General features: G+C 70.5%; 25 protein-coding genes. 16 read left to right on the plus strand and 9 right to left on the minus strand.

All coding sequences use genetic code 11. The features are described from left to right. Positions 1-44: 44 nt before the first annotated feature. Positions 45-542, minus strand: coding sequence for a YflT domain-containing protein (locus ABD151_RS17750; RefSeq protein WP_343996143.1), 498 nt, complete (start codon positions 540-542; stop codon positions 45-47). A gap of 180 nt (positions 543-722) precedes the next feature. Between ABD151_RS17750 and purS the strand changes: the two genes are divergently transcribed. The 3 genes from purS to ABD151_RS17765 are packed head-to-tail and all read left to right on the plus strand — an operon-like array spanning position 723 to position 2105. Next, on the plus strand, positions 723-974 hold the full coding sequence (purS, locus tag ABD151_RS17755) for a phosphoribosylformylglycinamidine synthase subunit PurS (protein WP_343996144.1): 252 nt from the start codon (positions 723-725) through the stop codon (positions 972-974). Then, positions 971-1639, plus strand: a complete 669-nt coding sequence (purQ, locus tag ABD151_RS17760) for a phosphoribosylformylglycinamidine synthase subunit PurQ (protein WP_343996145.1) — start codon at positions 971-973, stop codon at positions 1637-1639. Before purS ends, purQ begins: the two co-directional genes overlap by 4 nt. 19 nt (positions 1640-1658) lie before the next feature. Further along, positions 1659-2105 (plus strand): DUF3817 domain-containing protein, encoded by a 447-nt coding sequence (locus tag ABD151_RS17765; protein WP_343996147.1) that lies wholly within the window; start codon positions 1659-1661, stop codon positions 2103-2105. Positions 2106-2217: 112 nt separating this feature from the next. On the opposite strand, the gene ABD151_RS17770 is transcribed toward ABD151_RS17765, so the two are convergent. Continuing rightward, entirely contained in the window at positions 2218-3558 is a 1341-nt protein-coding gene (locus ABD151_RS17770) for a glycoside hydrolase domain-containing protein (RefSeq protein ID WP_343996148.1), read from the minus strand. Positions 3559-3773: 215 nt separating this feature from the next. Here ABD151_RS17770 and purL point away from each other — a divergent pair, with 215 nt between their 5' ends. The 3 genes from purL to ABD151_RS17785 all read left to right on the plus strand — a co-directional run bounded on the left by purL (position 3774) and on the right by ABD151_RS17785 (position 7905). Next, complete coding sequence (purL, locus tag ABD151_RS17775) at positions 3774-6026, plus strand: phosphoribosylformylglycinamidine synthase subunit PurL (protein WP_343996149.1); 2253 nt, start codon at positions 3774-3776, stop codon at positions 6024-6026. Between the two features lie 68 nt (positions 6027-6094). Next, positions 6095-7186: a hypothetical protein gene (locus ABD151_RS17780; RefSeq protein ID WP_343996150.1), complete on the plus strand. Its 1092-nt coding sequence runs from the start codon at positions 6095-6097 to the stop codon at positions 7184-7186. Continuing rightward, positions 7183-7905 (plus strand): alpha/beta hydrolase, encoded by a 723-nt coding sequence (locus ABD151_RS17785; RefSeq protein WP_343996151.1) that lies wholly within the window; start codon positions 7183-7185, stop codon positions 7903-7905. Before ABD151_RS17780 ends, ABD151_RS17785 begins: the two co-directional genes overlap by 4 nt. Position 7906: 1 nt before the next feature. Here the strand turns inward: ABD151_RS17785 and ABD151_RS17790 are convergent, their stop codons facing one another. Then, the gene (locus tag ABD151_RS17790) at positions 7907-8677 is read right to left on the minus strand and encodes a sigma-70 family RNA polymerase sigma factor (protein WP_343996152.1); all 771 of its coding nucleotides are present in this window, start codon (positions 8675-8677) and stop codon (positions 7907-7909) included. 286 nt (positions 8678-8963) lie between these two features. Here ABD151_RS17790 and ABD151_RS17795 point away from each other — a divergent pair, with 286 nt between their 5' ends. Genes ABD151_RS17795 through ABD151_RS17805 form a run of 3 tightly spaced genes read left to right on the plus strand, consistent with a single transcriptional unit; the run spans position 8964 to position 10858 of the window. Further along, positions 8964-9647, plus strand: a complete 684-nt coding sequence (locus ABD151_RS17795) for a methyltransferase (protein WP_343996153.1) — start codon at positions 8964-8966, stop codon at positions 9645-9647. Positions 9648-9671: 24 nt separating this feature from the next. Next, positions 9672-10658, plus strand: coding sequence for an iron-containing redox enzyme family protein (locus tag ABD151_RS17800; protein ID WP_343996154.1), 987 nt, complete (start codon positions 9672-9674; stop codon positions 10656-10658). Next, on the plus strand, positions 10655-10858 hold the full coding sequence (locus tag ABD151_RS17805) for a CDGSH iron-sulfur domain-containing protein (protein ID WP_343996155.1): 204 nt from the start codon (positions 10655-10657) through the stop codon (positions 10856-10858). Before ABD151_RS17800 ends, ABD151_RS17805 begins: the two co-directional genes overlap by 4 nt. A gap of 6 nt (positions 10859-10864) precedes the next feature. On the opposite strand, the gene ABD151_RS17810 is transcribed toward ABD151_RS17805, so the two are convergent. Further along, positions 10865-11632: a GAF and ANTAR domain-containing protein gene (locus ABD151_RS17810; protein WP_343996156.1), complete on the minus strand. Its 768-nt coding sequence runs from the start codon at positions 11630-11632 to the stop codon at positions 10865-10867. A 422-nt stretch (positions 11633-12054) separates the two neighbouring features. Between ABD151_RS17810 and ABD151_RS17815 the strand changes: the two genes are divergently transcribed. Beyond that, positions 12055-13005, plus strand: coding sequence for a TIGR03557 family F420-dependent LLM class oxidoreductase (locus ABD151_RS17815; RefSeq protein WP_343996157.1), 951 nt, complete (start codon positions 12055-12057; stop codon positions 13003-13005). Positions 13006-13054: 49 nt separating this feature from the next. Here ABD151_RS17815 and ABD151_RS17820 read toward each other — a convergent pair whose 3' ends face one another. Continuing rightward, positions 13055-13216, minus strand: coding sequence for a hypothetical protein (locus ABD151_RS17820; RefSeq protein WP_343996158.1), 162 nt, complete (start codon positions 13214-13216; stop codon positions 13055-13057). An 88-nt stretch (positions 13217-13304) separates the two neighbouring features. On the opposite strand from ABD151_RS17820, the gene ABD151_RS17825 reads away from it, so the two are divergent. Continuing rightward, entirely contained in the window at positions 13305-13574 is a 270-nt protein-coding gene (locus ABD151_RS17825; protein WP_343996159.1) for a Rho termination factor N-terminal domain-containing protein, read from the plus strand. Between the two features lie 66 nt (positions 13575-13640). Here ABD151_RS17825 and ABD151_RS17830 read toward each other — a convergent pair whose 3' ends face one another. Both ABD151_RS17830 and ABD151_RS17835 read right to left on the minus strand, forming a co-directional pair. Next, the gene (locus ABD151_RS17830; protein ID WP_343996160.1) at positions 13641-14438 is read right to left on the minus strand and encodes an ABC transporter permease; all 798 of its coding nucleotides are present in this window, start codon (positions 14436-14438) and stop codon (positions 13641-13643) included. Beyond that, entirely contained in the window at positions 14435-15445 is a 1011-nt protein-coding gene (locus ABD151_RS17835; protein WP_343996161.1) for an ATP-binding cassette domain-containing protein, read from the minus strand. Before ABD151_RS17835 ends, ABD151_RS17830 begins: the two co-directional genes overlap by 4 nt. 61 nt (positions 15446-15506) lie before the next feature. Here ABD151_RS17835 and ABD151_RS17840 point away from each other — a divergent pair, with 61 nt between their 5' ends. Further along, positions 15507-16451, plus strand: coding sequence for a helix-turn-helix transcriptional regulator (locus ABD151_RS17840; protein ID WP_343996162.1), 945 nt, complete (start codon positions 15507-15509; stop codon positions 16449-16451). A gap of 66 nt (positions 16452-16517) precedes the next feature. Further along, positions 16518-17969, plus strand: a complete 1452-nt coding sequence (locus ABD151_RS17845; protein WP_343996163.1) for a SulP family inorganic anion transporter — start codon at positions 16518-16520, stop codon at positions 17967-17969. Between the two features lie 62 nt (positions 17970-18031). Here the strand turns inward: ABD151_RS17845 and ABD151_RS17850 are convergent, their stop codons facing one another. Both ABD151_RS17850 and ABD151_RS17855 read right to left on the minus strand, forming a co-directional pair. Beyond that, the gene (locus tag ABD151_RS17850) at positions 18032-18799 is read right to left on the minus strand and encodes a hypothetical protein (RefSeq protein WP_343996164.1); all 768 of its coding nucleotides are present in this window, start codon (positions 18797-18799) and stop codon (positions 18032-18034) included. Next, entirely contained in the window at positions 18796-19458 is a 663-nt protein-coding gene (locus ABD151_RS17855; RefSeq protein WP_343996165.1) for an RNA polymerase sigma factor, read from the minus strand. Before ABD151_RS17855 ends, ABD151_RS17850 begins: the two co-directional genes overlap by 4 nt. Between ABD151_RS17855 and ABD151_RS17860 the strand changes: the two genes are divergently transcribed. From ABD151_RS17860 to ABD151_RS17870, 3 genes are read left to right on the plus strand one after another with little or no spacing between them, the layout of a single operon-like run. Further along, positions 19351-19716 carry a sterol carrier family protein gene (locus ABD151_RS17860; RefSeq protein ID WP_343996166.1) on the plus strand — a complete coding sequence of 122 codons (366 nt, stop codon included), beginning with the start codon at positions 19351-19353 and terminating at the stop codon, positions 19714-19716. The two genes, ABD151_RS17855 and ABD151_RS17860, sit on opposite strands and share 108 nt — an antisense overlap. Continuing rightward, the gene (locus ABD151_RS17865) at positions 19713-20618 is read left to right on the plus strand and encodes a 2-hydroxyacid dehydrogenase (protein ID WP_343996167.1); all 906 of its coding nucleotides are present in this window, start codon (positions 19713-19715) and stop codon (positions 20616-20618) included. The genes ABD151_RS17860 and ABD151_RS17865 overlap by 4 nt, the downstream gene beginning before the upstream one ends. A 41-nt stretch (positions 20619-20659) precedes the next feature. Continuing rightward, the gene (locus ABD151_RS17870; RefSeq protein WP_343996168.1) at positions 20660-21892 is read left to right on the plus strand and encodes a pyridoxal phosphate-dependent aminotransferase; all 1233 of its coding nucleotides are present in this window, start codon (positions 20660-20662) and stop codon (positions 21890-21892) included. The last annotated feature ends 7 nt before the right edge of the window (positions 21893-21899 follow it).

The following is a 21899-nucleotide window of genomic DNA, read 5'->3' on the forward strand; positions in this document are numbered from 1 at the left end:
TTGCGGCGGGCTGTGCTGCGTGGCGCCTGCGGGCAGTGCCCGACTCAGGCGAACGGGTCCGGCAGGGCACCCGGCAGCGAGCCCAGCAGGTCGAGGGCCTGCTGGCGGTACTTGTGCTCCACGAGCACCTCGTAGCGGGTCGCGACGACCGCGCTGACCGAGGAGAAGTCGCGCTGGCCACGGGTGGAGGCGTAGCCCAGCAGCGCCCAGATCATCCCGAAGAGGGCACCGATCATGGCGGTGGAGGCGAGCACCGCGAGCGCGTTGTCGTCACCGAACATGACCAGGATCAGGCCGACGAAGAGGCCGAGCCAGATGCCGGAGAGCAGCCCGAGGCCGGCGACCCGGCCGGTGGTGAGCCGTCCGGTGATCCGCTCGACCTGCTTGAGGTCGGTGCCCACGATCATGCAGTTCTGGACGGGGAACCCCTGGTCGGCCAGATGGTCGACCATCCGCTGGGCGTCGGCGTAGTTGGGATGCACAGCCAGGGATTGCGGGAACTCCAGATCGAGTCCTGAGGGGATGCGACGTGGTGCGGCCATGCACCCAACAATGCCCCCACGCTCCAAGTCGCGGCGCGACGACCTGCCGCTGCGAGGAGAGTTGCCCGGCTCGGGGTGATCGGGTGCCGGTTCGGCGGGGAGTTCGGGGCGATTGAGGGCTCTCCGCGGTGGCTGGCTAGAATCGGCAGCGGTATTCAGCGCGCTACAGAGGAGTCCCCAGTGGCCCGGGTCGTCGTCGACGTCATGCTCAAGCCCGAAATTCTCGACCCGCAGGGGAAGGCGGTCCAGGGTGCTCTGCCCCGGCTCGGCTTCGACGGCGTCCTTGACGTGCGTCAGGGCAAGCGGTTCGAGCTCGAGGTCGAGGGCGAGGTGACCGCAGAGCGTCTGGCCGAGATCGAGAAGATCGCCGAGACGCTGCTCGCCAACCCCGTGATCGAGGACTTCACCGTCCACGTCGAGGACGCCTCGTGAAGATCGGCGTCGTCACCTTCCCCGGAACGCTCGACGACGTCGACGCGCAGCGGGCGGTGCGCATCGGCGGCAACGAGGCCGTCGCTCTGTGGCACGGCGACCACGACCTCCAGGGCGTCGACGCCGTCGTCCTGCCGGGCGGCTTCTCCTACGGCGACTACCTGCGCTGCGGTGCCATCTCGCGCTTCTCGCCGGTGATGACCGAGGTCGTCGCGGCTGCCGAGAAGGGCATGCCCGTGCTGGGCATCTGCAACGGCTTCCAGATCCTCTGCGAGTCGCACCTGCTGCCGGGCGCGCTGATCCGCAACGATCACCGCAAGTTCGTCTGCCGCGACCAGGTCCTGCGGATCGAGAACAACCGGACCGCCTGGACCTCGGCCTACGCCGAGAACCAGGAGATCACCGTGGTGCTCAAGAACGGTGAGGGCTCCTACGTCGCCGACGAGGCGACCCTCGAAATGCTGGAGGGCGAGGGCCGCGTGGTCGCTCGCTACCTCGAGGTGAACCCGAACGGATCGCTGCGCGACATCGCCGGGATCACCAACGAGCGCGGCAACGTGGTCGGCCTGATGCCGCACCCCGAGCACGCGATCGAGGAGCTGTGCGGTCCTGGCACCGAGGGCTTGGGCTTCTTCACTAGCCTGGTCGAGTCGACCTTCGCCTGACCGAGGAAGTCTCTTCACCATGATCCCCCAGCGTCTCTTCCGCATCGTTGCCGTGGCGGAAGCCATCACCTGGGCCCTGCTGCTCAGCGGCATGTTCCTCAAGTACGTCACCGAGACCACCGAGCTCGGTGTCCGGATCGGCGGCATGCTGCACGGTGTCGTCTTCATCGCCTACTGCCTGACCACGCTGGTGGTCGGCATCGACCAGAAGTGGGGCGCGAAGCGGGTCCTGCTCGGCCTGGCTGCAGCGGTTCCGCCGTTCTTCACGGTCTGGTTCGACCTCGCGGCCGAGCGTCGCGGCTGGTTCGGCGCGAGCTGGCGCCTGCGTGACGCCGCTCCGGCGAACCTGTTGGAGCGGGTCACCGGATGGCTGGTCACCAAGCCGCTGCAGGGCCTGGCTGCCGCCGCAGTCGCCGTCGTCGTGCTGACCGGCGTCGCCCTGATCGCGGGTCCTCCGGTCGGCTGAGCCCGGTCCCCGAACGTCCACCACCCCGTCAGCGCTGCTGGCGGGGTGGTGTCGTCTACGCAGAAGGCGCCCGATGCCAGGCTCGGCATCGGGCGCCCTCGCGGCGGTTCGGTCAGCGGATCCTGCCCTGCTGGAGCATGGTCCAGGCGGTCTTGTTGATGACCCCGGACTGGGTGAGGCCGACCTGCTTCTGCCAGGCCTTGGCCATCCGCTCGGTGCCCGCGTCGTAGACGCCGGTGTAGGTCATCGAGCTCCCGGTGGCTGCGGTCAGTGCGCGCTGCAGCTTGCGGACCGAGACGCCGGTGCTGCCGCGCTTGATCGTCCGGTTGTTGCCGGTGCTGAGCAGCGACGTCCACTGCTTGCGGGTGAATCCGGAGACCTTGTTGAAGCCGTTGTTGCGCTGGAAGGCGTTGGCGGCCGTCAGCGTGTTGGCGTCGAAGCGGCCGCTCACCGGGCCCCGGTAGTGCCCGGCCTTGCGGAGCAGGCACTGCAGGGCGCGGACGGCGTCGGAGTTGGTGTTGGTGCGCAGCACCGGGTAGCTGGCGAGGTTCGCCTGCACCTTCTCCTTGCACATCACCCCGCCGGGGGTGCCGGTCGAACCGGTGCCCAGGCTGAGGAAGTTGCTGTCGATGTTGATGGTGACGCCGCCCCAGGTCTCGTTGTGGCCGCCGCGGTACTGCTTGACCCGGGCGTGCGGCATCCAGCCGTCGGTGCGCAGGTAGCCCGGCGCCAGCAGGTTGGCGTTGCCGTCCCAACGGGCGACCCAGAGCCGGTCGGGAAGGGTGTACTTGCCGGGCTCGTTGACGCGCGCGTCGTCGAGCAGCTTGATCCCTGACCCTGCGCTGGAGTAGACGCCGGTGACGTAGCCGTAGGCCTTGATCTTCTTGTTGTAGGCGGAGAGGAACCACATCGCCGACTCACGGCAGACCTTGTTGGTGCTGTCGAAGCCCTCGAGGTCGTACCAGAGGGTGCTGCCGGCAGCGATGCCGAGCTTGCGCGCGGCGACGACGGTCTTCACCGCCTCCTCGCGGGCCTGCTTGCGCGCCGCGGCGTAGGTGTTCGTGCTGCTGCGCGCGATCACCTTGTCGTCCTTGTAGCGCGGGAAGCGGCTCAGGCAGTTGGCCTGCGGCCCGAGGGTGATCGGCAGCAGCCGCCAGCCCTTGGCGATCTGGTTCTTGACCCAGGTCGCGGTGAGGTTCGGCTGCGAGCGGCAGGCGCGCGAGTCGCCGGAGATGTAGATGCCCACCGCACTGAACGGGGAGTGCTCCATCCAGGTGTCCATCTTGGCCTGGGTGGGGGTGAGGCACTGGTCGAAGGCGTAGCCAGTGAAGTTGCCCGGCGTCACGTACTCGGCGGTCGCAGGGGCGGCCAGGCCGACGGTGGCGACCGCGGTGGCGACGCCGACGGCGAGGGTTCCGCGTAGGGCGGAGCGGGCTCGGGGAAGGAGGCGCATGGGAATCTCCAGAACGGGGAATTGTGCATTCACAATAACCCCAGAAATCACACAAGTAACAGTCGGAGAATTAATTACAATGGTGTAATTAAAAGCGCCGAGAATGCACGATCATTAATTACATCAGTGTGATTCTCCAGGTGGCGCGGGCGTTTCCGGTCCACCGGTGAAGCCTGCCTGCGGGCCGGCGCGCCGCGGACGGTAGATTTCGCCCTGTGCAGAAGAGCCAGCTGGACACCGTCGCCGCCGCCACCTCCGACCCCACCCGCGAGCAGCCCTGGGCCGACCTCGGCCTGAAGGCTGACGAGTACGCCAAGATCCGCGAGATCCTGGGTCGTCGCCCCACCTCCTCGGAGCTGGCGATGTACTCGGTGATGTGGAGCGAGCACTGCTCCTACAAGTCCTCCAAGGTGCACCTCAAGCAGTTCGGCGAGCTCTCCCAGGAGACCCCGATCGGCCCGATGCTCGCCGGCATCGGCGAGAACGCCGGTGTCATCGACATCGGCCAGGGCTACGCGGTCAGCTTCAAGGTCGAGAGCCACAACCACCCGTCCTACGTCGAGCCCTACCAGGGTGCGGCCACCGGCATCGGCGGCATCGTCCGCGACATCATCGCGATGGGTGCCCGCCCGGTCGCCGTGATGGACCCGCTCCGCTTCGGCCCGCTCGACGCCGACGACACCCACCGGGTGCTGCCGGGCATCGTGGCCGGCGTCGGTGGCTACGGCAACTGCCTCGGCCTGCCGAACATCGGCGGCGAGGCCGTCTTCGACGAGACCTACCTCGGCAACCCGCTGGTCAACGCCCTGTGCGTGGGCGTCCTCAAGCACGAGGACCTGCACCTGGCCAAGGCCTCCGGCGTCGGCAACCAGGTCATCCTCTACGGCGCCCGCACCGGCGGCGACGGCATCGGCGGCGTTTCGATCCTGGCCTCGGAGACCTTCGAGGACACCGGCCCGGCCAAGCGCCCCGCCGTCCAGGTCGGCGACCCGTTCATGGAGAAGCTGCTCATCGAGTGCACCCTGGAGATCTTCGCCGCCGGCCTGGTCGCGGGCATCCAGGACCTCGGTGGCGCCGGTCTCTCCTGCGCCACCTCCGAGCTCGCCTCCGCCGGTGACGGCGGCATGGTCGTGCACCTCGACAAGGTGCCGCTGCGCGACTCCACCCTCTCGCCCGAAGAGATCCTGATGAGCGAGTCGCAGGAGCGGATGATGGCGGTCGTCGAGCCCGCCGACGTCGAGGCGTTCCTGGCGATCTGCAAGAAGTGGGAGGTCGAGGCCTCGGTGATCGGCGAGGTCACCGACACCGGCCGCCTGGAGATCGACTGGCACGGCGAGCGCGTCGTCGACGTCCCGCCGCGCAGTGTCGCCCACGACGGCCCCACCTACCACCGTCCCTTCGCCCGCCCGGACTGGCAGGACGCCCTGCAGGCCGACGGCGCCGAGGCACTCGCGCGTCCGGCCACCGGCGAGGAGCTCAAGGCCACGCTGCTGAAGCTGGTGGCGAGCCCCAACCTGTGCGACAAGTCCTGGATCACCGACCAGTACGACCGCTACGTGCGGGGCAACACGGTGCTCGCGCAGCCCAGCGACTCGGGCATGGTGCGCGTCGACGAGGAGACCAACCTCGGTGTCGCCATCTCCACCGACTGCAACGGCCGCTTCGCCAAGCTCGACCCGTACTTCGGTGCGCAGCTCGCGCTGGTCGAGTCCTACCGCAACGTCAGCACCGGTGGCGCCACCCCGCTGGCGATCTCCGACTGCCTCAACTTCGGCTCGCCCGAGGACCCGGCCGTGATGTGGCAGTTCGCTGAGGCCTGCCGCGGCCTCAAGGACGCCTGCGCCGAGCTCGGCGTCCCGGTCACCGGCGGCAACGTCAGCCTCTACAACCAGACCGGCGAGACGGCCATCCTGCCCACCCCGGTGGTCGCGGTGCTCGGTGTCATCGAGGACGTCACCCGGCGCACCCCGTCCGGCTTCCAGGCCGAGGGCGAGCGTATCTTCCTGCTCGGCGAGACCCGTGAGGAGCTCTCCGGCTCCGAGTGGGCCCACGTCGTGCACGGCCACCTCGGCGGCCTGCCGCCGCAGGTCGACCTGGCTGCCGAGAAGGCGCTGAGCCAGCTGCTGGTCGAGGGCGTCGGCCTGCTCACCAGTGCCCACGACGTCTCGGACGGCGGCCTCGCGCAGACCCTCGTCGAGTCCGCCCTGCACCGCAACATCGGCGCCTCGGTGGCCGTCGGCGACGACGCCTTCCTGGGCCTGTTCGCCGAGTCCACCGCGCGTGCCGTGGTCACCGTGACCGAGGCCGACGCCGACGCCCTGGTGGCGTTGGCCGCCAAGCACGGCGTGCCGCTGACCCCGCTCGGCCGCACCGGTGGCAGCGAGCTGACGGTCGAGGGCCAGTTCACCGTGGCGCTCGACGAGGTGCGCACCGCCTGGAGCGCGACCCTGCCGGCCGCCCTGGCCTGATCCCTGGCATCGAGGCTCCCCTGCCGCGATGATGGCACCGTCCATCGTCTCGGCAGGGGAGTCTTCGCATGTCCGCACCCGCATACCGGATGGCGGTCGCCGTCCTGCTCGCCAGCACGGCCCTCGCCGCCTGCTCCGACGATGAGCCGGAGCTGGCCGAGGAGTGGTCGGTGCGGGCGGCGCTCGAGCAGGTCCCGGCCAGCACCGCGCAGGACGGCCTCTTCGTCGTCACCGCCGACCTGGATGCGGCGATCGCGGCTGCTGACGTCGAGCGCAGCGGCGAACCCGACGAACTCGACTGGCTGATCGCGATCACCGGCGGCGCCCAGGGCGGCAGTGTGGGAAGGGTGTTCGTGCCGATGGCCCGCGGCTTCAACGTCGAGTACCTGCGTGACGGGGAGTTCGCTGCCGCGGCAGGTTGGTCGGTACACGACGTGGACTCCTTCGTGGAGAGCGGCCAGCCGCCGCGAGTGCTGACCGTGGCCGCGGGCGACTTCGACGACGACACGCTGGCCGATGGCCTGGTGGAGGTCGAGGACGACATCGTCTCCAACAGAGATGCCGAGGACGGCACCACCGACCTCTCCCAGGCGAACGGACTGAGTCCGATCGGCGTGCCGATCCGGATGAGCGAGGCCGACGGCCTGATCGCACTCAGCACCTCGACCGAGCTGGTGCGCTCCTGGCGCGATGGCGCCGACGCGCTCGCGGGCGAGGAGCGGGCTGCTGCCGTGGCCGATGCCCTCGACGACGAGGACGTCTATGCCGCCGTGCTCAGCGATCCGTTGGCGGTGGACGCCCTCGGCGCCCGCACCACCAGCCCAGCCCTCATCGAGCGGCTGCTCGCGCGGGTGCCGGAGCAGGCCTACGACGCGGTCGGCATCGGGTGGTCGCTCGACGACGGCGCCGTGCAGGTACAGGTGGCCTACCACTTCGCCGACGAGCGGGACGCCGCTGGGGGCGCCGCAGCGCTGGAGGCGCTGTGGCGCGAGGGCGTCTCGGTGCGCGACGGTCGACCCTTCGCGGAGCGGCTCGAGGTGGTGGAGGTCGAGACCGACGACTCGGTAGTCACCGTGGAGCTCCTGCCGACGGCAGAGGGACGCCCGCAGCTGGCGTTCGAGATGCTGCAGAACGGCGAGCCGCTGTTCGTGTCGCGATGAGCGGCCCGCGGCGGATCGCGTACGGAGAGCACCGCTCCCAGTTCGTTGAGTGGACGCCGGTGCGAGAGGCCCGCGGCGTCGTCGTGGTCATCCACGGCGGCTTCTGGCGTGCCGCCTACGACCTCGCGCTCGGGCGGCCGTTGGCCGAGGACCTGGCCGCACGTGGCTGGTCTGTGCTCAACGTCGAGTACCGACGGGTAGGGGACGGCGGCGGCATGCCGCAGACCTTCGACGACGTCGCCGCCGCGATCGACCTGCTCGCCGGCATCGACGGCGTGGCGGGGCTGCCCGTGGTGGCACTGGGCCACTCGGCCGGTGGCCATCTCGCTGCCTGGGCGGCTGCGCGAGGAGCTCACGGATGGCCGCAGCGGGTCGCGTTGACTGCGGTGGTTGCTCAGGCCGGCGTCCTCGATCTGCGGGCGGCAGAGCGTGACCGGCTGAGCACGGATGCGGTCGGCGCGCTGCTCGGCGACCGGCCGATCGATGCCCTGGTCGACCCCACGCAGCAGCTGCCGCTGAGCATCCCGGTCTGGTGCCTGCACGCGCGCGACGACGTCGACGTGCCGTTCGCGCAGTCGCAGCAGTACGTGACGCGCGCGCAGGCCGCCGGGGCCAGGGCCGAACTGGTCGAGGTGAAGGGTGGCCACTTCGACCTGATCGCCCCGGGTACCCAGGCGTGGGCGGCGGTCCTCGATGCCGTGACCGCCGCCCGCGGCTGACTCAGGCAGCGATGCCGATTCCGGCACCCGGTGCCGTCTGCGGCCCCGCGATCTGCTCACGGAGCTTGCGGTTGATCGCGCTGAGCAGACGGGAGACCTGCATCTGGGTGACGCCCAGCTGCGCGCCGATCTCAGCCTGGGTCTGGCCCTCGAAGAAGCGCAGGTAGACCAGCTTCTTCTCCCGCTCGGTCAACTCACGCAGGGCGCTGGAGAGCAGGACCCGTGCCTCTGCCGCGCTCTGCTCGGTGTCCTCGTCGGCGATCCGCTCCCCGACGGGTGCACCGTCCTCGCCGATCGGCTGGTCCAGCGACGCCGGCTGGAAGCAGCCGTCGGTGGCCAGTGCGTCCTGGTAGTCGTCGACGCTGATCTCGAGTGCTTCGGCCACCTCGGTCGGGCTCGGCTCCCGGCCGAGGTCGTGGCTGAGCTGATCGGTGGTGGTCCTGATCCGCTGTTGCAGCTCCTGGACCCCGCGTGGTGGACGCACCATCCACCCGTGGTCGCGGAAGTAGCGGCGGATCTCGCCGCGGATCGTCGGCACCGCGAAGGTGAGCAGATCCTTCTGCTGGGCTGGGTCGAAGCGGTGCACCGCCTTGACCAGACCCTCGTAGGCGGTCTGCCGCAGATCGTCGGCAGCGATGCCACGATCGTTGTACCGGTAGGCGATGGACTCGGCGACGCACCTGTTGAGAAGGATGATCTCCTCCAACAGCGCGGCGCGCTCGTCCTCGGTGACCTGAGCGGCCTGCTCGAAGAGCTCGGCCGTGCGGGTCATTCGTTCGACTCTGCTGAGTTCGGTGACGGAGATGTTGTTGCGAGCGATTTCGGTCATGACTGGACCGTCCTCTTGGTTGCGGGCGACCTCGCCGTTGGCTCCAGCGAGTGCGTGCGCAGGCAGACCCCGCAGGAGCCCACCCGAATGCGCTTCCGAGATCGACTTTACCCATTTTCGCGAACCAGGCAAACCGCTGTCGCCGATTTCATCCTCGGAGGAATGAAGCTGCGGCGTACGGGTACTGGCCGGACCCACGCGCTGAGAAGGGAAGGTCCAGGTGACGATCGTGTCGACGTCCGAGCATGGCGATGGTGCCCGTGCGCGTACGCCCCTCAGCCCCCGTCAGATGGTCTTCGGTGGGCTGTCGATCCAGTACGACGCAAGGGTTCTGGAGCCGCGCGAGTGGACGACGCGGCAATCCTTCTGGGCAGCGGAGCTGCTTGCCGAGGCACCGGCAGGTCCGGTCCTGGAGCTCTGCGCCGGGGTGGGCCACATCGGGCTGCTGACCCTCACGCTGCGCGATCGGGCCGGGGTCCTGGTCGACGCCGACGCGGGGGCCTGCGCGCATGCGCGGGTCAATCTGCAGCGGGCCCGGCTCGGTGATCGCGTCGAGGTGCGCAACGCCCGTGCCGAGCAGGCGTTGGCCGACGGCGAGCGGTTCGCCCTGGCCATCGTCGACCCGCCGTGGGTGCCGAGCACCGAGGTCGGGAGGTTCCCGGCCGATCCCACCTTCGCGATCGACGGCGGCGGGGACGGACTCGACGTCGCCAGGTCCTGCCTGGAGGCGCTGGTCGGTCACCTGCTGCCGGATGCTCCCGTGGTCCTGCAGCTCGGGACGCCGGAGCAGGTCACCCGCCTCCTCGCCCAGGTCGGTGAGGGATGGCGGCTGGTGGAGCAACGCCAACACGAGGACCGCGGGGTGCTCGCGCACCTGGTCCTCGACACGAATGACAGCGCCGCAGGGCGCTGATCCCTTGTGCACGAAGGAGAAACCATGTACTTGCCGCAGAGCCGTGGCCCGTACAGCGGCTGGGTCCGCCGCAGGATGCTGGGCATGGACGCCGGCCGTGCGCCGGCCGCGCCCGAACCGGACACGATGCTCGACGACCCGGACGTGCAGCTCGCGCTCTGGATGCTCTACGAGGTGCACTTCCAAGGCTTCGAGGAGGCGGAGGAGGGCATCGAGTGGGATCTCGGACTGCTGGCCTTCCGGCAGGTCCTGGAGGTGCCGTTCGAGACCGTGCTGCGTGACGTCGGTGCGCCGCTGCGCAGGCCGCGAGCGACGGCGCGGATCGTGGACGGCCTGCGCGACCTGATCGCACAGGCACCCGACCCGGGCTTGGCCAGGTTCCTGCAGCGCAAGGCGAATGCCGATCAGTTCGTGGACTTCCTCAAGCAGCGCAGCGTCTACCACCTCAAGGAGGCCGACGCGCACAGCTTCGTGCTGCCGCGGGTCCGCGGTGGCGTCAAGGTGGCATTGGCCGAGGTGCAGTACGACGAGTACGGCGCGGGCCGCGTGGATCGCCTGCACCAGGACCTCTTCGCCAAGGCGCTCATCGCCTGTGGGCTCGACGGCCAGTACGGCCGGTACGTCGACAGCGCCGACGCCGCAACCCTGGCCAGCAGCAATGCGCTGAGCCTCTTCTGCCTGCACCGCCGTCATCGGGGAGCGGCGCTAGGCCACCTCGCTGCGTTCGAGTCGACCAGCAGCATCCCGTGCCGGCGGATCAGCCAGGGTGCCGAGCGCCTGGAGCTTCCGGGGGAGGTCTTCGACTACTTCGACGAGCATGTCGAGGCGGATGCGGTGCACGAGCAGATCGCGGTGACGGATCTTTGCGGTGCGCTGGTGGTACACGAGCCGGAGCTGGCGACCGATGTGCTGCTGGGCGCCGAGGTCTGCCTCCAGCTGGGCGCCCGGGCGGACCAGGCGCTGTTGGATCGGTGGGCCGGCGAGACCGGCCCGCGCTGGGAGGTGGCATGACGCTCGAGCCCGGTCCCCGGGTGACCGCCTGCGAGGACGGCCCGCTGCTGGTGCGGGGGGCCGACCAGTGGCCGGGTCCCGACGGAGAGCCGGTCCGCATCGACCGGCCGGTGGTCGCGGTCTGTCGCTGCCTGAGGTCGCAACGGCTTCCCTGGTGCGATGGCACGCACAAGTTCGGGGCGTCGTCGCCGAAGGACTAGGTGCGCCTAGGCGGGGGCGAGGGGCTCGGCGGTGGCGCGCAGCTGCTTGCGCGGCGACGGCAGCGAGGGGTCCGGCAGGTCGCGGCTGTCCACCACCATCTGGGCCACGTCGCGCAGCTTGATGTTGGTGTCGCTGGAGTAGCGACGCATCACCTCGAAGGAGCGGTCCAGCGTCAGACCGTAGCGCTGCATGAGGATTCCCTGTGCCACACCGATCAGCTGGCGCGAGTGGATCGCCGTCTCCAGGCCGTCGATCTTCTGTGCCGCGGCCAGCGCGCTCGCGGCATGGGTGGCGAAGAGCAGGGTGCGGTCGAGGTCGTCGCGGGAGAAGGTGCCGATCCGGCCGTCGTACAGGTTCAGCGCCCCCAGCACGGCGTTGCTCTCGTTGCGCGAGGGCGCCACCAGCTGCACGCTCAACAGCGAGCGGATGCCGAGCTCGGCGGCCCGGGCACCCCAGGTAGGCCATCGCGAATCGGCTGCGGTGTCGCGGACCAGGAAGGCACCGAGATCCTGGCGCGGCTCCATGCACGGACCCTCATCGAGCTCGTACTGGAGGGCGTCGCACACGGCGACGACGTCGTGGGAGGCGACCACGGTCTCGATCCGGCCCCGGCGTCGGCGCAGGGTGACGCCACAGTGGTGCGCGTCGGGGACCAGCTCGAGTGCCTGCTCGCAGATCCGCTCGACGGTCAGGGCCTCGGTGGGCTCGGCGTGCAGCTGCTCGCTGAGTGACGCGAAGTATGCCGCGTGCGTGGGCGGCGGTTGTTGGCTCATCGGGTGACCGATGGAGGGCCAGCGGTGACGATGGCCGAGCGCGGCGCGAGCAACCGGTCCTCCTCAGGTGACGTGCACGAGTGACTGAATGCTTTCACGTTCACGATAGTCACGGCACGCCAGTCCCGTCGAGGCGCAGCGGATCGCGCCGCCGCAGGTCGGATCGGCGACGTCGCGCAGGAGGGGAGTGGGTGGGTGGTGGCGCCGTCCGCCCGCACGCACGACACCACCACCCGGCATGGGGGACGCCGTCCGCGCGTCATGCCGGTGATGCTCGCCTCCGGTCCCGACGCGGTACCCAGCGGTCCCGGCGTCATGCGTGGCCGGGCGGCAGGCCCTGCCGGGCATGGCGGCGACGGGGTCGGGTACCGCCCGGGCAGGCATGCAGAGCAGACAGTGCCCAACTCGAGGAGGGCGTGACGATGACCAAGCTCGGATACTTCCTGGTGTGCGAGGAGCACGGACCGCGCGAGCTGATCGAGCAGGCGGTGCTCGCCGAACGGGCGGGCTTCGACGCGTTGTGGATCAGTGATCACTTCCACCCGTGGAACCACGAGCAGGGGGAGAGCCCGTTCGTATGGAACGTGATCGGCGCGATCTCGCAGGTCTGTGAGCTCCCGGTGACCACGGCGGTGACCTGCCCGACGGTGCGCACCCACCCCGCCGTCGTCGCCCAGGCAGCGGCGACGAGCGCGGTGATGCTCGGCGACCGATTCGTCCTGGGGGTGGGGACGGGCGAAGCGCTCAACGAGCACATCCTCGGCCAGCCCTGGCCTCCGGCCGCGATCCGCCTGGAGATGCTGGAGGAGGCCGTGGACCTGATCCGCCGGCTCTGGACCGGTGAGGTGATCACCCACCGGGGCACTCACTATCAGCTCGACCAGGCCCAGATCTACACGAGGCCGGTGAAGCCGCCGCCCATCTATGTCTCCGGCTTCGGACCGGAGTCGATCGAGGCCGCGGCGCGCTTCGGTGACGGCTACATCACCACCTCGCCCGATCCGGAGCCCTTGGCGCGCTACCGGGAGCTCGCGAGTGGTCCGGCCCAGGCCGGAACGAAGGTCTGCTGGGCGGAGAGCGAGGACGACGGCGTCGAGATCGCGCACCGCCTGTGGGGCACCAGTGGCGTGCCCGGGGAGTTGGCTCAGGTGCTGCCGACGCCCCAGCACTTCGAGCAGGCCGCCGAGCTGGTGACTCGGGAGCAGACCCGGGAGTCGGTGGTCTGCGGCAACGACATCGAGGCGCACGTGGCCAAGCTGCAGGAGTTCGTGGACGCGGGGTTCGACGAGGTCTACGTGTCGAACATCGGCCCGAACTACCGGGAGATGATCGCGGCGTTCGGCGAGCAGGTGCTGCCCCGGCTGCGGCGCTGAGCCGCAGGCCGGCGCAGCACCGCCGCCTCAGCGGCGCGTCAGCGGCGCGTCACAGGACCAGGACGCCGACCACGATCATGACCGCGAGTGCGACCACGATCAGGGCCACCAGGGCGCCGACGCGAGCGGGTGCCTTGCTGACGCCGGCCGGGTCCTGGCCGGCGCCTTCGGGCGAGTGGTCCTCGGGGTGCATGTCATGGGGCTGGGTCATGCTGCAGCGGTACCCCGCGCCGTCGTCGGTCATGCATGCGCCGGGTCACGCCGGGTACCGGACCGGTCAGCGAGCGAGAGGAGTCGCCATGCCCGCCAAGGATCACGGTCCCAGCATCAAGGACGACGAGCTCTACGAGGAGCTGCGCGAGGACGGGGCCAGCAAGGAGAAGGCCGCCCGGATCGCCAACCAGGCAGCCGCAACGTCGCGCTCGGCGGTCGGCCGCAAGGGAGGCAAGGCCGAGGCGTACGAGGAGTGGACGGTCGAGGAGCTGTACGAGCGTGCTGCCGAGTTGGAGATCGAGGGCCGCTCCTCGATGAACAAGGGCGAGCTGATCGACGCGCTGCGCAATCACTGAGCCGAGCAATCGTGCGACGGCGTCATGCGCAGCGAGGGTGCTCGCTGCGCATGACGTGGCCAGGGATCAGGCGCGCCGCATGGCGCGCACGCCGACCCACAGACCCAGCGCGGTGACGACGGCGCCGCCGGCGAACCCGGCTGCGATCACGTCGGCGTTCCAGACGCCGGCGAAGAGCTCGCGCTCGGCGGTGACCACGTAGGTCAACGGGTTCAGGTCGGAGAGCACGCCGAACCAGTCCGGAGCGTCGTCGAGCGGGAGAAGCACGCCGGCCAGCAGCAGCACCGGGAAGATCACCGTCTGCTGGACCGCCCAGAAGAGCCACTCCTGTCCTTGGGAGGCCACGGCCAGGGCGAAGGAGAGGGCGCTGCCGCCGATGCTGAACAGCGCCAGCATCGCCACGCCCACCAGCACGCCCGGCAGGTGCAGGTCGAAGCTGAACGGCGTCACCACGATCAGGATCAGCGCCGTCTGCAGCAGCATCGGCACGGTCTCCTTGAGCGCCCTGCCGACCAGCAGCGAGGAACGGCTCAGTGGCGAGACCAGCATCCGCTCATGGGAGCCGGAGATGATCTCGTCCGACAGGCTGGCCCCGGCGAACGAGGCGCCGAAGGCGCAGGACATCGCCACCACGCCGGGCACGAACCACTGCAGCGCCGAGCCGCCCGAGATCGCCGGCAGCAGCGGGGCGAAGAGGCCCAGGAAGACCAACGGCTGGACCATCGAGAAGAGGATCGAGGCGGGCTCGCGCAGCATCGGCTTCAGCTCGCGCATCATCACGTTCCACGAGTCGGCCCAGAACCCGCTCGCCGGGGTGTCGTGCACGGCGACGACGGTGGGGGCCTCGACGGTGCTGGTGCTCATGCTGCTTCTCCTTCGGTGGCGCTGGCGGTGGACTCGTTGGCCTCGCGCAGGCTGCGCCCGGTGAGGTCGAGGAAGACGTCGTCGAGGGTCGGCCGGGCCACCTCGATGCTGCTGGCCGGGGTGCCTGCCGTCTGCAGCTCGGCGATCAGGGCAGGGGCGGCGCGATGGCCGTCCGCGGCCCGCACCAGCAGCCCGCGCTCGGTGCGGGTGACCAACGAGCCCGGGATCCGGGCGGCGCGCTGTGCGGCCCGATCGGCATGCTCGGCCTGGTCGAAGGTGAGCTCGATCCGATCGCCGAGCCGCGACTTCAGTCGGCTCGCGCTGTCGTCGGCGATCACCATGCCGTGGTCGATCACCACCACCCGCTCGGCCAGTGCGTCGGCCTCCTCCAGGTAGTGGGTGGTCAGCACGATGGTCGAGCCGGTCTGCGCGTGCAGCCGCTCGATCAGCCCTTGCAGGTTCGCCCGGTTCTGCGGGTCGAGTCCGGTCGAGGGCTCGTCCAGGAAGAGCACCCGGGGCAGGTGCACCAGTCCCATCGCGATGTCCAGACGCCGGCGCTGGCCGCCGGAGAGCGTCATCACCTTGCGGTCGGCCACCGCGGTCAGGTCGAGGTCGTCGATCAGCTCGTCGGCCCGCTGGTGGGCCTCGCGCCGGGAGAGCCCGTGCGCGCGGCCCTGGCTGACCAGCTCGTCGCGTCCGCGCTGCTGGTGGCCGGCGCCGTTGCCCTGGCCGACGTAGCCGATCGCGCGTCGCACCTCCCGCTGCCCGGTGACGACGTCGTGGCCGGCAACGGTGGCCGTGCCCGACGTCGGCGCCAGCAGGGTGGTGAGCATCCGCAGCGTCGTCGACTTGCCGGCGCCGTTGGGACCGAGGAAGGCGACCAGCTCGCCCTGGCCGATCTCGAGGTCGAGGCCGCGCACGGCCTCGACGGTCTGCTTGCGGGCGGTGAAGTGCCGGGTCAGGCCGCGGGTCACGATCACCGGTGTGGTGGTGGGGTGTGAGGTCATGCGACCAGTCCATCGCCCCAAGCGGTCAGTTTCTGTCCGCAATCGGATCTAATCTGGATCCATGGCCAACACCAGCGCCCGGATGCTCCGACTGCTCTCCCTGCTGCAGACGCATCGCTACTGGTCGGGTGCCGACCTCGCGGGGCGGCTCGAGGTCAGCGCGCGGACCCTGCGTCGTGACGTCGATCGGCTGCGCGAGCTGGGCTATCCGGTCGACGCCGTCCGCGGGGTGGCGGGCGGCTATCAGCTGCGGGCCGGCGGCCAGCTGCCGCCGCTGCTGCTCGAGGACGAGGAGGCGGTGGCGATCGCGGTCGGGCTGCGCAGCGCTGCGGCCGGCGCCATCGACGGGCTCGACGTCTCGTCCCTGCAGGCATTGACGAAGGTGGTCTCGCTGATGCCGCCGAGGCTCCGCCGCCGGATCGACGCGTTGCAGAGCCAGACCCTGCCCGCGCCGGGCTTCGGGCCCTCGGTCGATGCGGGAGCGCTGATCCTGCTCGCCCAGGGCTGCCGCGACGACGAGACGGTGCGCTTCGGCTACACCGCCAACGACGGCCAGGAGAGCAACCGCCACGTGGAGCCGCACCGGCTGGTGAGCATCGGGCAGCGCTGGTACCTGGTCGGCTGGTGCCGTGAGCGGCATGACTGGCGCAGCTTCCGCCTCGACCGGATCGCCGAGCCGGAGCTCACCGGCATGCGGTTCCGGCAACGCGAGCTGCCGGCCAGCGATGCCCTCGAGTTCGTCCGGGCCGGGATCCGCTCGATCCCGTCGCGCCACGAGATCCGGGTCCGGTTCCGCGGGCCGACGGAGACGGTCAGCGCGGTAGCGGGCCGTTGGGGCACCGTCGAGGCGGACGGCGAGGACGCGGTGCTCACGATGAGGTCGCCCGATCTCTGCTGGCCGCTGGGGATCCTGGCCTCGGTCGGGCTCGAGTTCACCGTCGAGGAGCCGGCCGAGCTGGCCGAGGCCGTTGCGCAGGTGGCCGGCCGCTTCGCCCGCTCCATGTGACCTCACGGCTCACTTCTCGCCGCACCTGCCGCCGTCAGGTCACATGGAACGGCTTAGCATCGGTCGGTGCAGAAGCTTCGCTTGGTCCGGACCGAGGTGATCGCCGGGCTGGTGGTGGCGCTGGCGCTGATCCCGGAGGCGCTCTCGTTCGCGGTGCTGGCCGGAGTCGACCCGCGGGTGGGCCTCTTCACCAGCTTCACGATGGCGGTGAGCGCGGCGATCCTCGGCGGGCGTCCGGGCATGGTGTCGGGTGCCGCAGGTGCCACCGCGCTGGTGATCGCCCCGCTGGTCGCCGCGCACGGGATGGAGTACCTGATCGCGACGGTGCTGCTGGCGGGTCTGTTCCAGATCCTGCTGGGGCTGGCCGGGCTGGCCCGGTTGATGCGCTTCATCCCGCGCTCGGTGATGGTCGGCTTCGTCAACTCGCTCTGCATCCTGATCTTCGCCGCGCAGGTGCCGCACCTGATCGGCCACGGCTGGACGACGGCCGCCGTCGCCGCGCTCGGCATCGCGCTGATGGTCGCGGTGCCGCGGATCACCCGGGTGGTGCCGGCTCCGCTGGTGACCGTGGTCGGCCTGGCCGCGGTGGTCTGGGTGAGCGGGGCCCCGGTCCCGCAGCTGTCCGGGGAGGGCGAGCTGCCCGACAGCCTGCCGGGGCTGGTGCTGCCCGATGTGCCGATGACGCTGGAGACCCTGCGGATCATCGCGCCCTACGCACTCGCCGTGGCCTTGGTCGGGCTGATGGAGTCGCTGCTGACCGCCAAGCTGGTCGACGACATCACCGACACGCCGTCCAACAAGACCCGCGAGGCGCTCGGCCAGGGCGGCGCGAACCTGATCACCGGCCTCTTCGGCGGCATGGGTGGCTGCGCGATGATCGGCCAGACGATGGTGAACGTGAAGGAGGCCGGCGCTCGGACCCGGCTCTCCGCGGCGATGGCCGGTGTCTGGCTGCTGTTGTTGGTGGTCGGCCTGGGCGACACCGTCGGCCGGATCCCGATGGCCGCACTGGCAGCGGTGATGGTGGTGGTCGCGGTGACCACCTTCGACTGGCACAGCATCGCGCCCTCGACGCTGCGCCGGATGCCGCGCTCGGAGACCGCCGTGATGGTGGTGACGGTGGCCGTGGTGGTGGCCACCGAGAACCTGGCGATCGGTGTGATCGCCGGCGTGATCGTGGCGCTGATGCTCTTCGCCCGCCGGGTCGCGCACCTGGCCGGCGTGCGCCGTCAGGTGGCCGAGGTCGACGGCGCCGCGCAGGTGACGTACCGGATCACCGGCGAGCTCTTCTTCGCCTCCAGCAACGACCTCTACAGCCAGTTCTCCTATGCCGCCGACCCGGAGCTGGTGGTGATCGACCTCAGCGACGCCCACGTCTGGGACGCCTCCACGGTGGCGGTGCTCGACTCCGTCGAGGCGAAGTACCACCGGCTCGGCAAGCAGGTCGAGATCCGGGGCCTGGACCACGCCAGCGCCCGGATGCACGAGCGGCTCAGCGGCCAACTGGGTGTCGAGTAGCTCAATGTGACCTCAGCGTCGGGAATTCGGTCCGAAGTGCGCGGTGAGGTCACATTGAGTGGCTAGCAATCGCAGGCGGTGGCCAGGATGTCTCCGTCGGCGTCGAGGTAGTCGAAGGTCAGGCCGCTCAGCGCCGTCGCCGGCGCATCGGGGTAGTTGCCGGCCGGCCAGCTGACGCCGTCCAGCGTCGCAGCGAACCCCCCGGTCTCCGGGTCGACGGGGATCGTCGTCTCGATCCGATCCCCGGTCCAGGTGAGTCTGCCGTGCATCCGCACCTGGGTGGCGCCGGTCTCGGTGACGCCGTAGGCCACCGGGTACCAGGGCGCGGTCCTCCAGTCGGGCTCGCCCGGCGCCGCCGCGCCTTCGCTCAGCACCACCACCCGGCCCGAGGAGTCGGCGGCCAGGCCGCCGGTCCCGCAGCCGGTGCTGCCGTTCCACATCTGACTGCGCGGGGTGCCCGGTCGGGTGTGCGAGACCGCCGTGCAAGACCTGTCGCCCTCGGCCTGCCAGACCACGAAGCCGGTTCCGTCAGGCAGGGTCACGTCGACGACGGTCTCCAGGTCGTCGGCGTCGCCGCCCCATCTGCTGACCTGCTCGCGCACCGACTCCGGAGCCTCGTTGCCTCCGGGCAGCAACCCGGCAGCCCAGGCGGCGCCACCCAACCCGAGCACCGTGACGCCGGCCAGCCCGGCGAGCACCCGTGCGCGCCCACGTCGTGGTGGCGTCGGATCAGGCGCGGCGAGGATCGCCTCCAGGGTCTCCACCGACCAGGCCGGATCCAACGGCGCGGGCTCCGGGCGCAGCGACTCGACGATCGACTCGGGCTTCATGAGGTCTCCTTGATGGGGTGTCGGGCAGCGAGTGGGGGAAGGCCGGGCTCCGGAGGCGGGTCCTCGACCGAGCTCAGCGCGGCGCGGGCTCGGCTGAGTCGTTTGCGGAAGGTGGCGGAGCGGACGCCGAGAGCGGCCGCGGCCTGCTCCGTGGTCAGCCCGTCCCACGCCACCAGCAGCAGGGCCTCGCGCTGGTCGCCAGGCAGCGCGGCCAGTCGCTCCAGCGCCTCGCGCCGCGCCAGTGCGGCGTCCGGACCGGCAAGGCCCCGATGGTCGGCGACGTCAGCGGCGACGGCGTCGAGCAGCGCCACCCGATCCACCAGGGCACGGTTGCGCACAGCGCCCCGGACCCGGTTGGCGATCACCTTGCGGGCGGTGCCGAGCAGCCAGCCGATCGGCGGATCGGGCAGCTCGTTCCAGCGGCGCCAGGCGTGCAGGAAGGTCTCGGAGACCACGTCCTGGGCGTCGTCGTGTCCGGCCCCCCGCTCAATGTGACCTGCGGGCTGAGAAAATGGTCGAAAGTGCGCTGTCAGGTCACATGGAGGAGGGTCATGCCGAGGAGACTGATGCCGGCTGCGGCCGACGACGTCCGCGCTGCGCTGGCGGCGCGGGCTGCGGGCACGGCTGCGAAGGCCGACCTCAAGCTGCTGACCAAGCACTTCCTCGCCCTGCTCCAGGACGCCGCGCCCGGCAACTCGGTCGAGGTCCGGGTGCCGCCCTACGCCGCGGTGCAGGTGGTCGAGGGGGTCCGCCACACCCGCGGCACGCCGCCCGCCGTCGTCGAGATCACCCCCGAGGTCTGGCTGGCCCTGGCCACCGGCGAGTCCACCTGGGACGATGAGTCGGCCGCCGGCCGGGTGCACGCCAGCGGCGAGCGCTCCGACCTCGGCAACTGGCTGCCGTTGGTGGGCCGATGAGCATCCTGGTGCGCCTCCCGGACGCCGAGCTGGCGCACGCGATCGGGCCGGTCGACGGCGTCGAGCTGGTGATCGGCGCAGCCGCCCGCAGCCGGGCCGCAGAGGTCGATGTCTACGTCGCCGACTACGCCACGGGCGTGGAGGCGCTGGCCGAGATCGATGAGTTCCCGCGGCTGCGGCTGGTCCAGCTCCAGTCGGCCGGCTACGACGGCTTCCTCGAGCGCCTGCCGGACGGCGTCGCCCTGGCCAACGCGGCCGGCGTCCACGACGACGCCACCGCCGAGCACGCTCTCGGCCTCACCCTGGCCGCACTCCGCGGCATCGGTGAGTCGGTGCGCCAGCACGGCACCTGGCGCCGGATGCCTGGCCGCCGCTCGCTCGCCGACAGCCGGGTGCTGATCTACGGCTACGGCTCGATCGGCCGGGCCATCGCCGAGCGCTTCGGAGCCTGCAGGGCGCAGGTGAGCGCGGTTGCCAGCCGGCCGCGCGCCGACGACCTGGTCGGCACCGTGCACGGCCCCGACCGGCTCGCCTCGCTGCTGCCCGAGCAGCACGTGGTCGTGGTGGTGCTCCCGCTCACCGAGGCCACCCACCACGCCGTCGACGCCGCGTTCCTGGCCCAGCTGAGCGACCACACCCTGGTGGTCAACGTCGGACGCGGCCCGTTGCTCGACACCGACGCCGTGATCGCCGAAGCCGGACGACTCCGGTTCGCGCTCGACGTCACCGATCCCGAGCCGCTGCCCGACGGGCACCCGCTGTGGAGCGCCCGCGACGTGCTGATCACCCCGCACGTGGCCGGCGGCACCACCGCGATGCTGCCGCGGGTCGCGGCCCTGGTGCGCGAGCAGCTGACGGCGCTGGTGGCCGGCGAGCAACCGCGCAACCTGGTGTCCCGATAACCCGGATGCGGAGTCGGCGTCCCGCCTGAGACTATGGGGGAGTGCGCGAGATCAAGCAGAGCCAGAAGCTGAAGAACGTCCGCTACGACGTGCGCGGACCGATCCTGGAGGAGGCACAGCGCCTCGAGGCGCAGGGCCACAAGATCCTCAAGCTCAACATCGGCAACCCGGCGCCCTTCGGGTTCGAGGCGCCGCAGGCGATCGTCGCCGACATGATCCACCACCTCCCCGAGGCGCAGGGCTACAGCGACTCGCGCGGCATCTTCTCCGCACGCACCGCGGTCGCGCAGTACTACCAGAGCCGCGGCCTGACCGAGGCCCACGTGGACGACGTCTTCATCGGCAACGGCGTCTCCGAGCTGATCACCATGGTGCTGCAGACCTTCATCGACGACGGCAACGAGATCCTGGTGCCCGCGCCGGACTACCCGCTGTGGACCGGCGCGGTCACCCTCTCGGGTGGCACCCCCGTGCACTACCTCTGCGACGAGGCCAACGACTGGGCACCGGACCTCGCCGACATCGAGTCGAAGATCACCGAGAACACGCACGCGATCGTGATCATCAACCCGAACAACCCGACCGGCGCGGTCTACAGCGAGGAGATCGTCAAGGGCCTCGTGGACATCGCCCGGCGCCACGAGCTGGTGATCTTCAGCGACGAGATCTACGAGAAGATCCTGTTCGACGACGCGGTCCATCACCACACCGCGACCTACGCCGGCGACGACGTCCTCTGCCTCACGTTCAGCGGCCTCTCCAAGGCCTACCGGGTCTGCGGCTACCGCTCCGGCTGGGTGCTGGTCAGCGGCCCGAAGCACCTCGCCCGCGACTTCCTGGAGGGCCTCACCCTGGTCTCCAACATGCGGATGTGCGCGAACGTCCCGGCCCAGCACGCGATCCAGACCGCCCTCGGCGGCTACCAGTCGGTGCAGGAGCTGATCGTGCCCGGCGGGCGCTTCTACGAGCAGAGCATGCTCGCCTACCGCCTGCTCAACGAGATCCCCGGCGTGAGCGCGGTCAAGCCGCGCGGGGCGCTCTACCTCTTCGCCCGGCTCGACCCGGAGATCTATCCGATCAAGGACGACGAGCAGTTCGTGATCGACCTGCTGCGGGCCAAGCACCTGCTGGTCACCCACGGCACCGGCTTCAACTGGCCGGACCCGGACCACTTCCGGATGGTCTGCCTGCCGGACGTCGCGATGCTCGAGGAGGCGATCGGCCGGATCGCCGAATTCCTCGCCGAGTACCGCACCAAAGTAGGCACCGACTAAGCATCTC

Origin of the sequence: Nocardioides dubius, assembly GCF_039528155.1 — a bacterium.
GTDB lineage: Bacteria > Actinomycetota > Actinomycetes > Propionibacteriales > Nocardioidaceae > Nocardioides > Nocardioides dubius.

Coding starts and splice junctions, on each gene's coding strand:
- ABD151_RS17785 (WP_343996151.1), top strand. CDS start 7,183: ATGAGCGGCCCGCGGCGGATCGCGTACGGAGAGCACCGCTCCCAGTTC.
- ABD151_RS17750 (WP_343996143.1), bottom strand. CDS start 542: ATGGCCGCACCACGTCGCATCCCCTCAGGACTCGATCTGGAGTTCCCG.
- ABD151_RS17800 (WP_343996154.1), top strand. CDS start 9,672: ATGTACTTGCCGCAGAGCCGTGGCCCGTACAGCGGCTGGGTCCGCCGC.
- ABD151_RS17840 (WP_343996162.1), top strand. CDS start 15,507: ATGGCCAACACCAGCGCCCGGATGCTCCGACTGCTCTCCCTGCTGCAG.
- ABD151_RS17810 (WP_343996156.1), bottom strand. CDS start 11,632: ATGAGCCAACAACCGCCGCCCACGCACGCGGCATACTTCGCGTCACTC.
- ABD151_RS17765 (WP_343996147.1), top strand. CDS start 1,659: ATGATCCCCCAGCGTCTCTTCCGCATCGTTGCCGTGGCGGAAGCCATC.
- ABD151_RS17780 (WP_343996150.1), top strand. CDS start 6,095: ATGTCCGCACCCGCATACCGGATGGCGGTCGCCGTCCTGCTCGCCAGC.
- ABD151_RS17865 (WP_343996167.1), top strand. CDS start 19,713: ATGAGCATCCTGGTGCGCCTCCCGGACGCCGAGCTGGCGCACGCGATC.
- ABD151_RS17825 (WP_343996159.1), top strand. CDS start 13,305: ATGCCCGCCAAGGATCACGGTCCCAGCATCAAGGACGACGAGCTCTAC.
- ABD151_RS17835 (WP_343996161.1), bottom strand. CDS start 15,445: ATGACCTCACACCCCACCACCACACCGGTGATCGTGACCCGCGGCCTG.
- ABD151_RS17850 (WP_343996164.1), bottom strand. CDS start 18,799: ATGAAGCCCGAGTCGATCGTCGAGTCGCTGCGCCCGGAGCCCGCGCCG.
- ABD151_RS17805 (WP_343996155.1), top strand. CDS start 10,655: ATGACGCTCGAGCCCGGTCCCCGGGTGACCGCCTGCGAGGACGGCCCG.
- ABD151_RS17790 (WP_343996152.1), bottom strand. CDS start 8,677: ATGACCCGCACGGCCGAGCTCTTCGAGCAGGCCGCTCAGGTCACCGAG.
- ABD151_RS17860 (WP_343996166.1), top strand. CDS start 19,351: ATGCCGAGGAGACTGATGCCGGCTGCGGCCGACGACGTCCGCGCTGCG.
- ABD151_RS17815 (WP_343996157.1), top strand. CDS start 12,055: ATGACCAAGCTCGGATACTTCCTGGTGTGCGAGGAGCACGGACCGCGC.
- ABD151_RS17820 (WP_343996158.1), bottom strand. CDS start 13,216: ATGACCCAGCCCCATGACATGCACCCCGAGGACCACTCGCCCGAAGGC.
- ABD151_RS17830 (WP_343996160.1), bottom strand. CDS start 14,438: ATGAGCACCAGCACCGTCGAGGCCCCCACCGTCGTCGCCGTGCACGAC.
- ABD151_RS17770 (WP_343996148.1), bottom strand. CDS start 3,558: ATGCGCCTCCTTCCCCGAGCCCGCTCCGCCCTACGCGGAACCCTCGCC.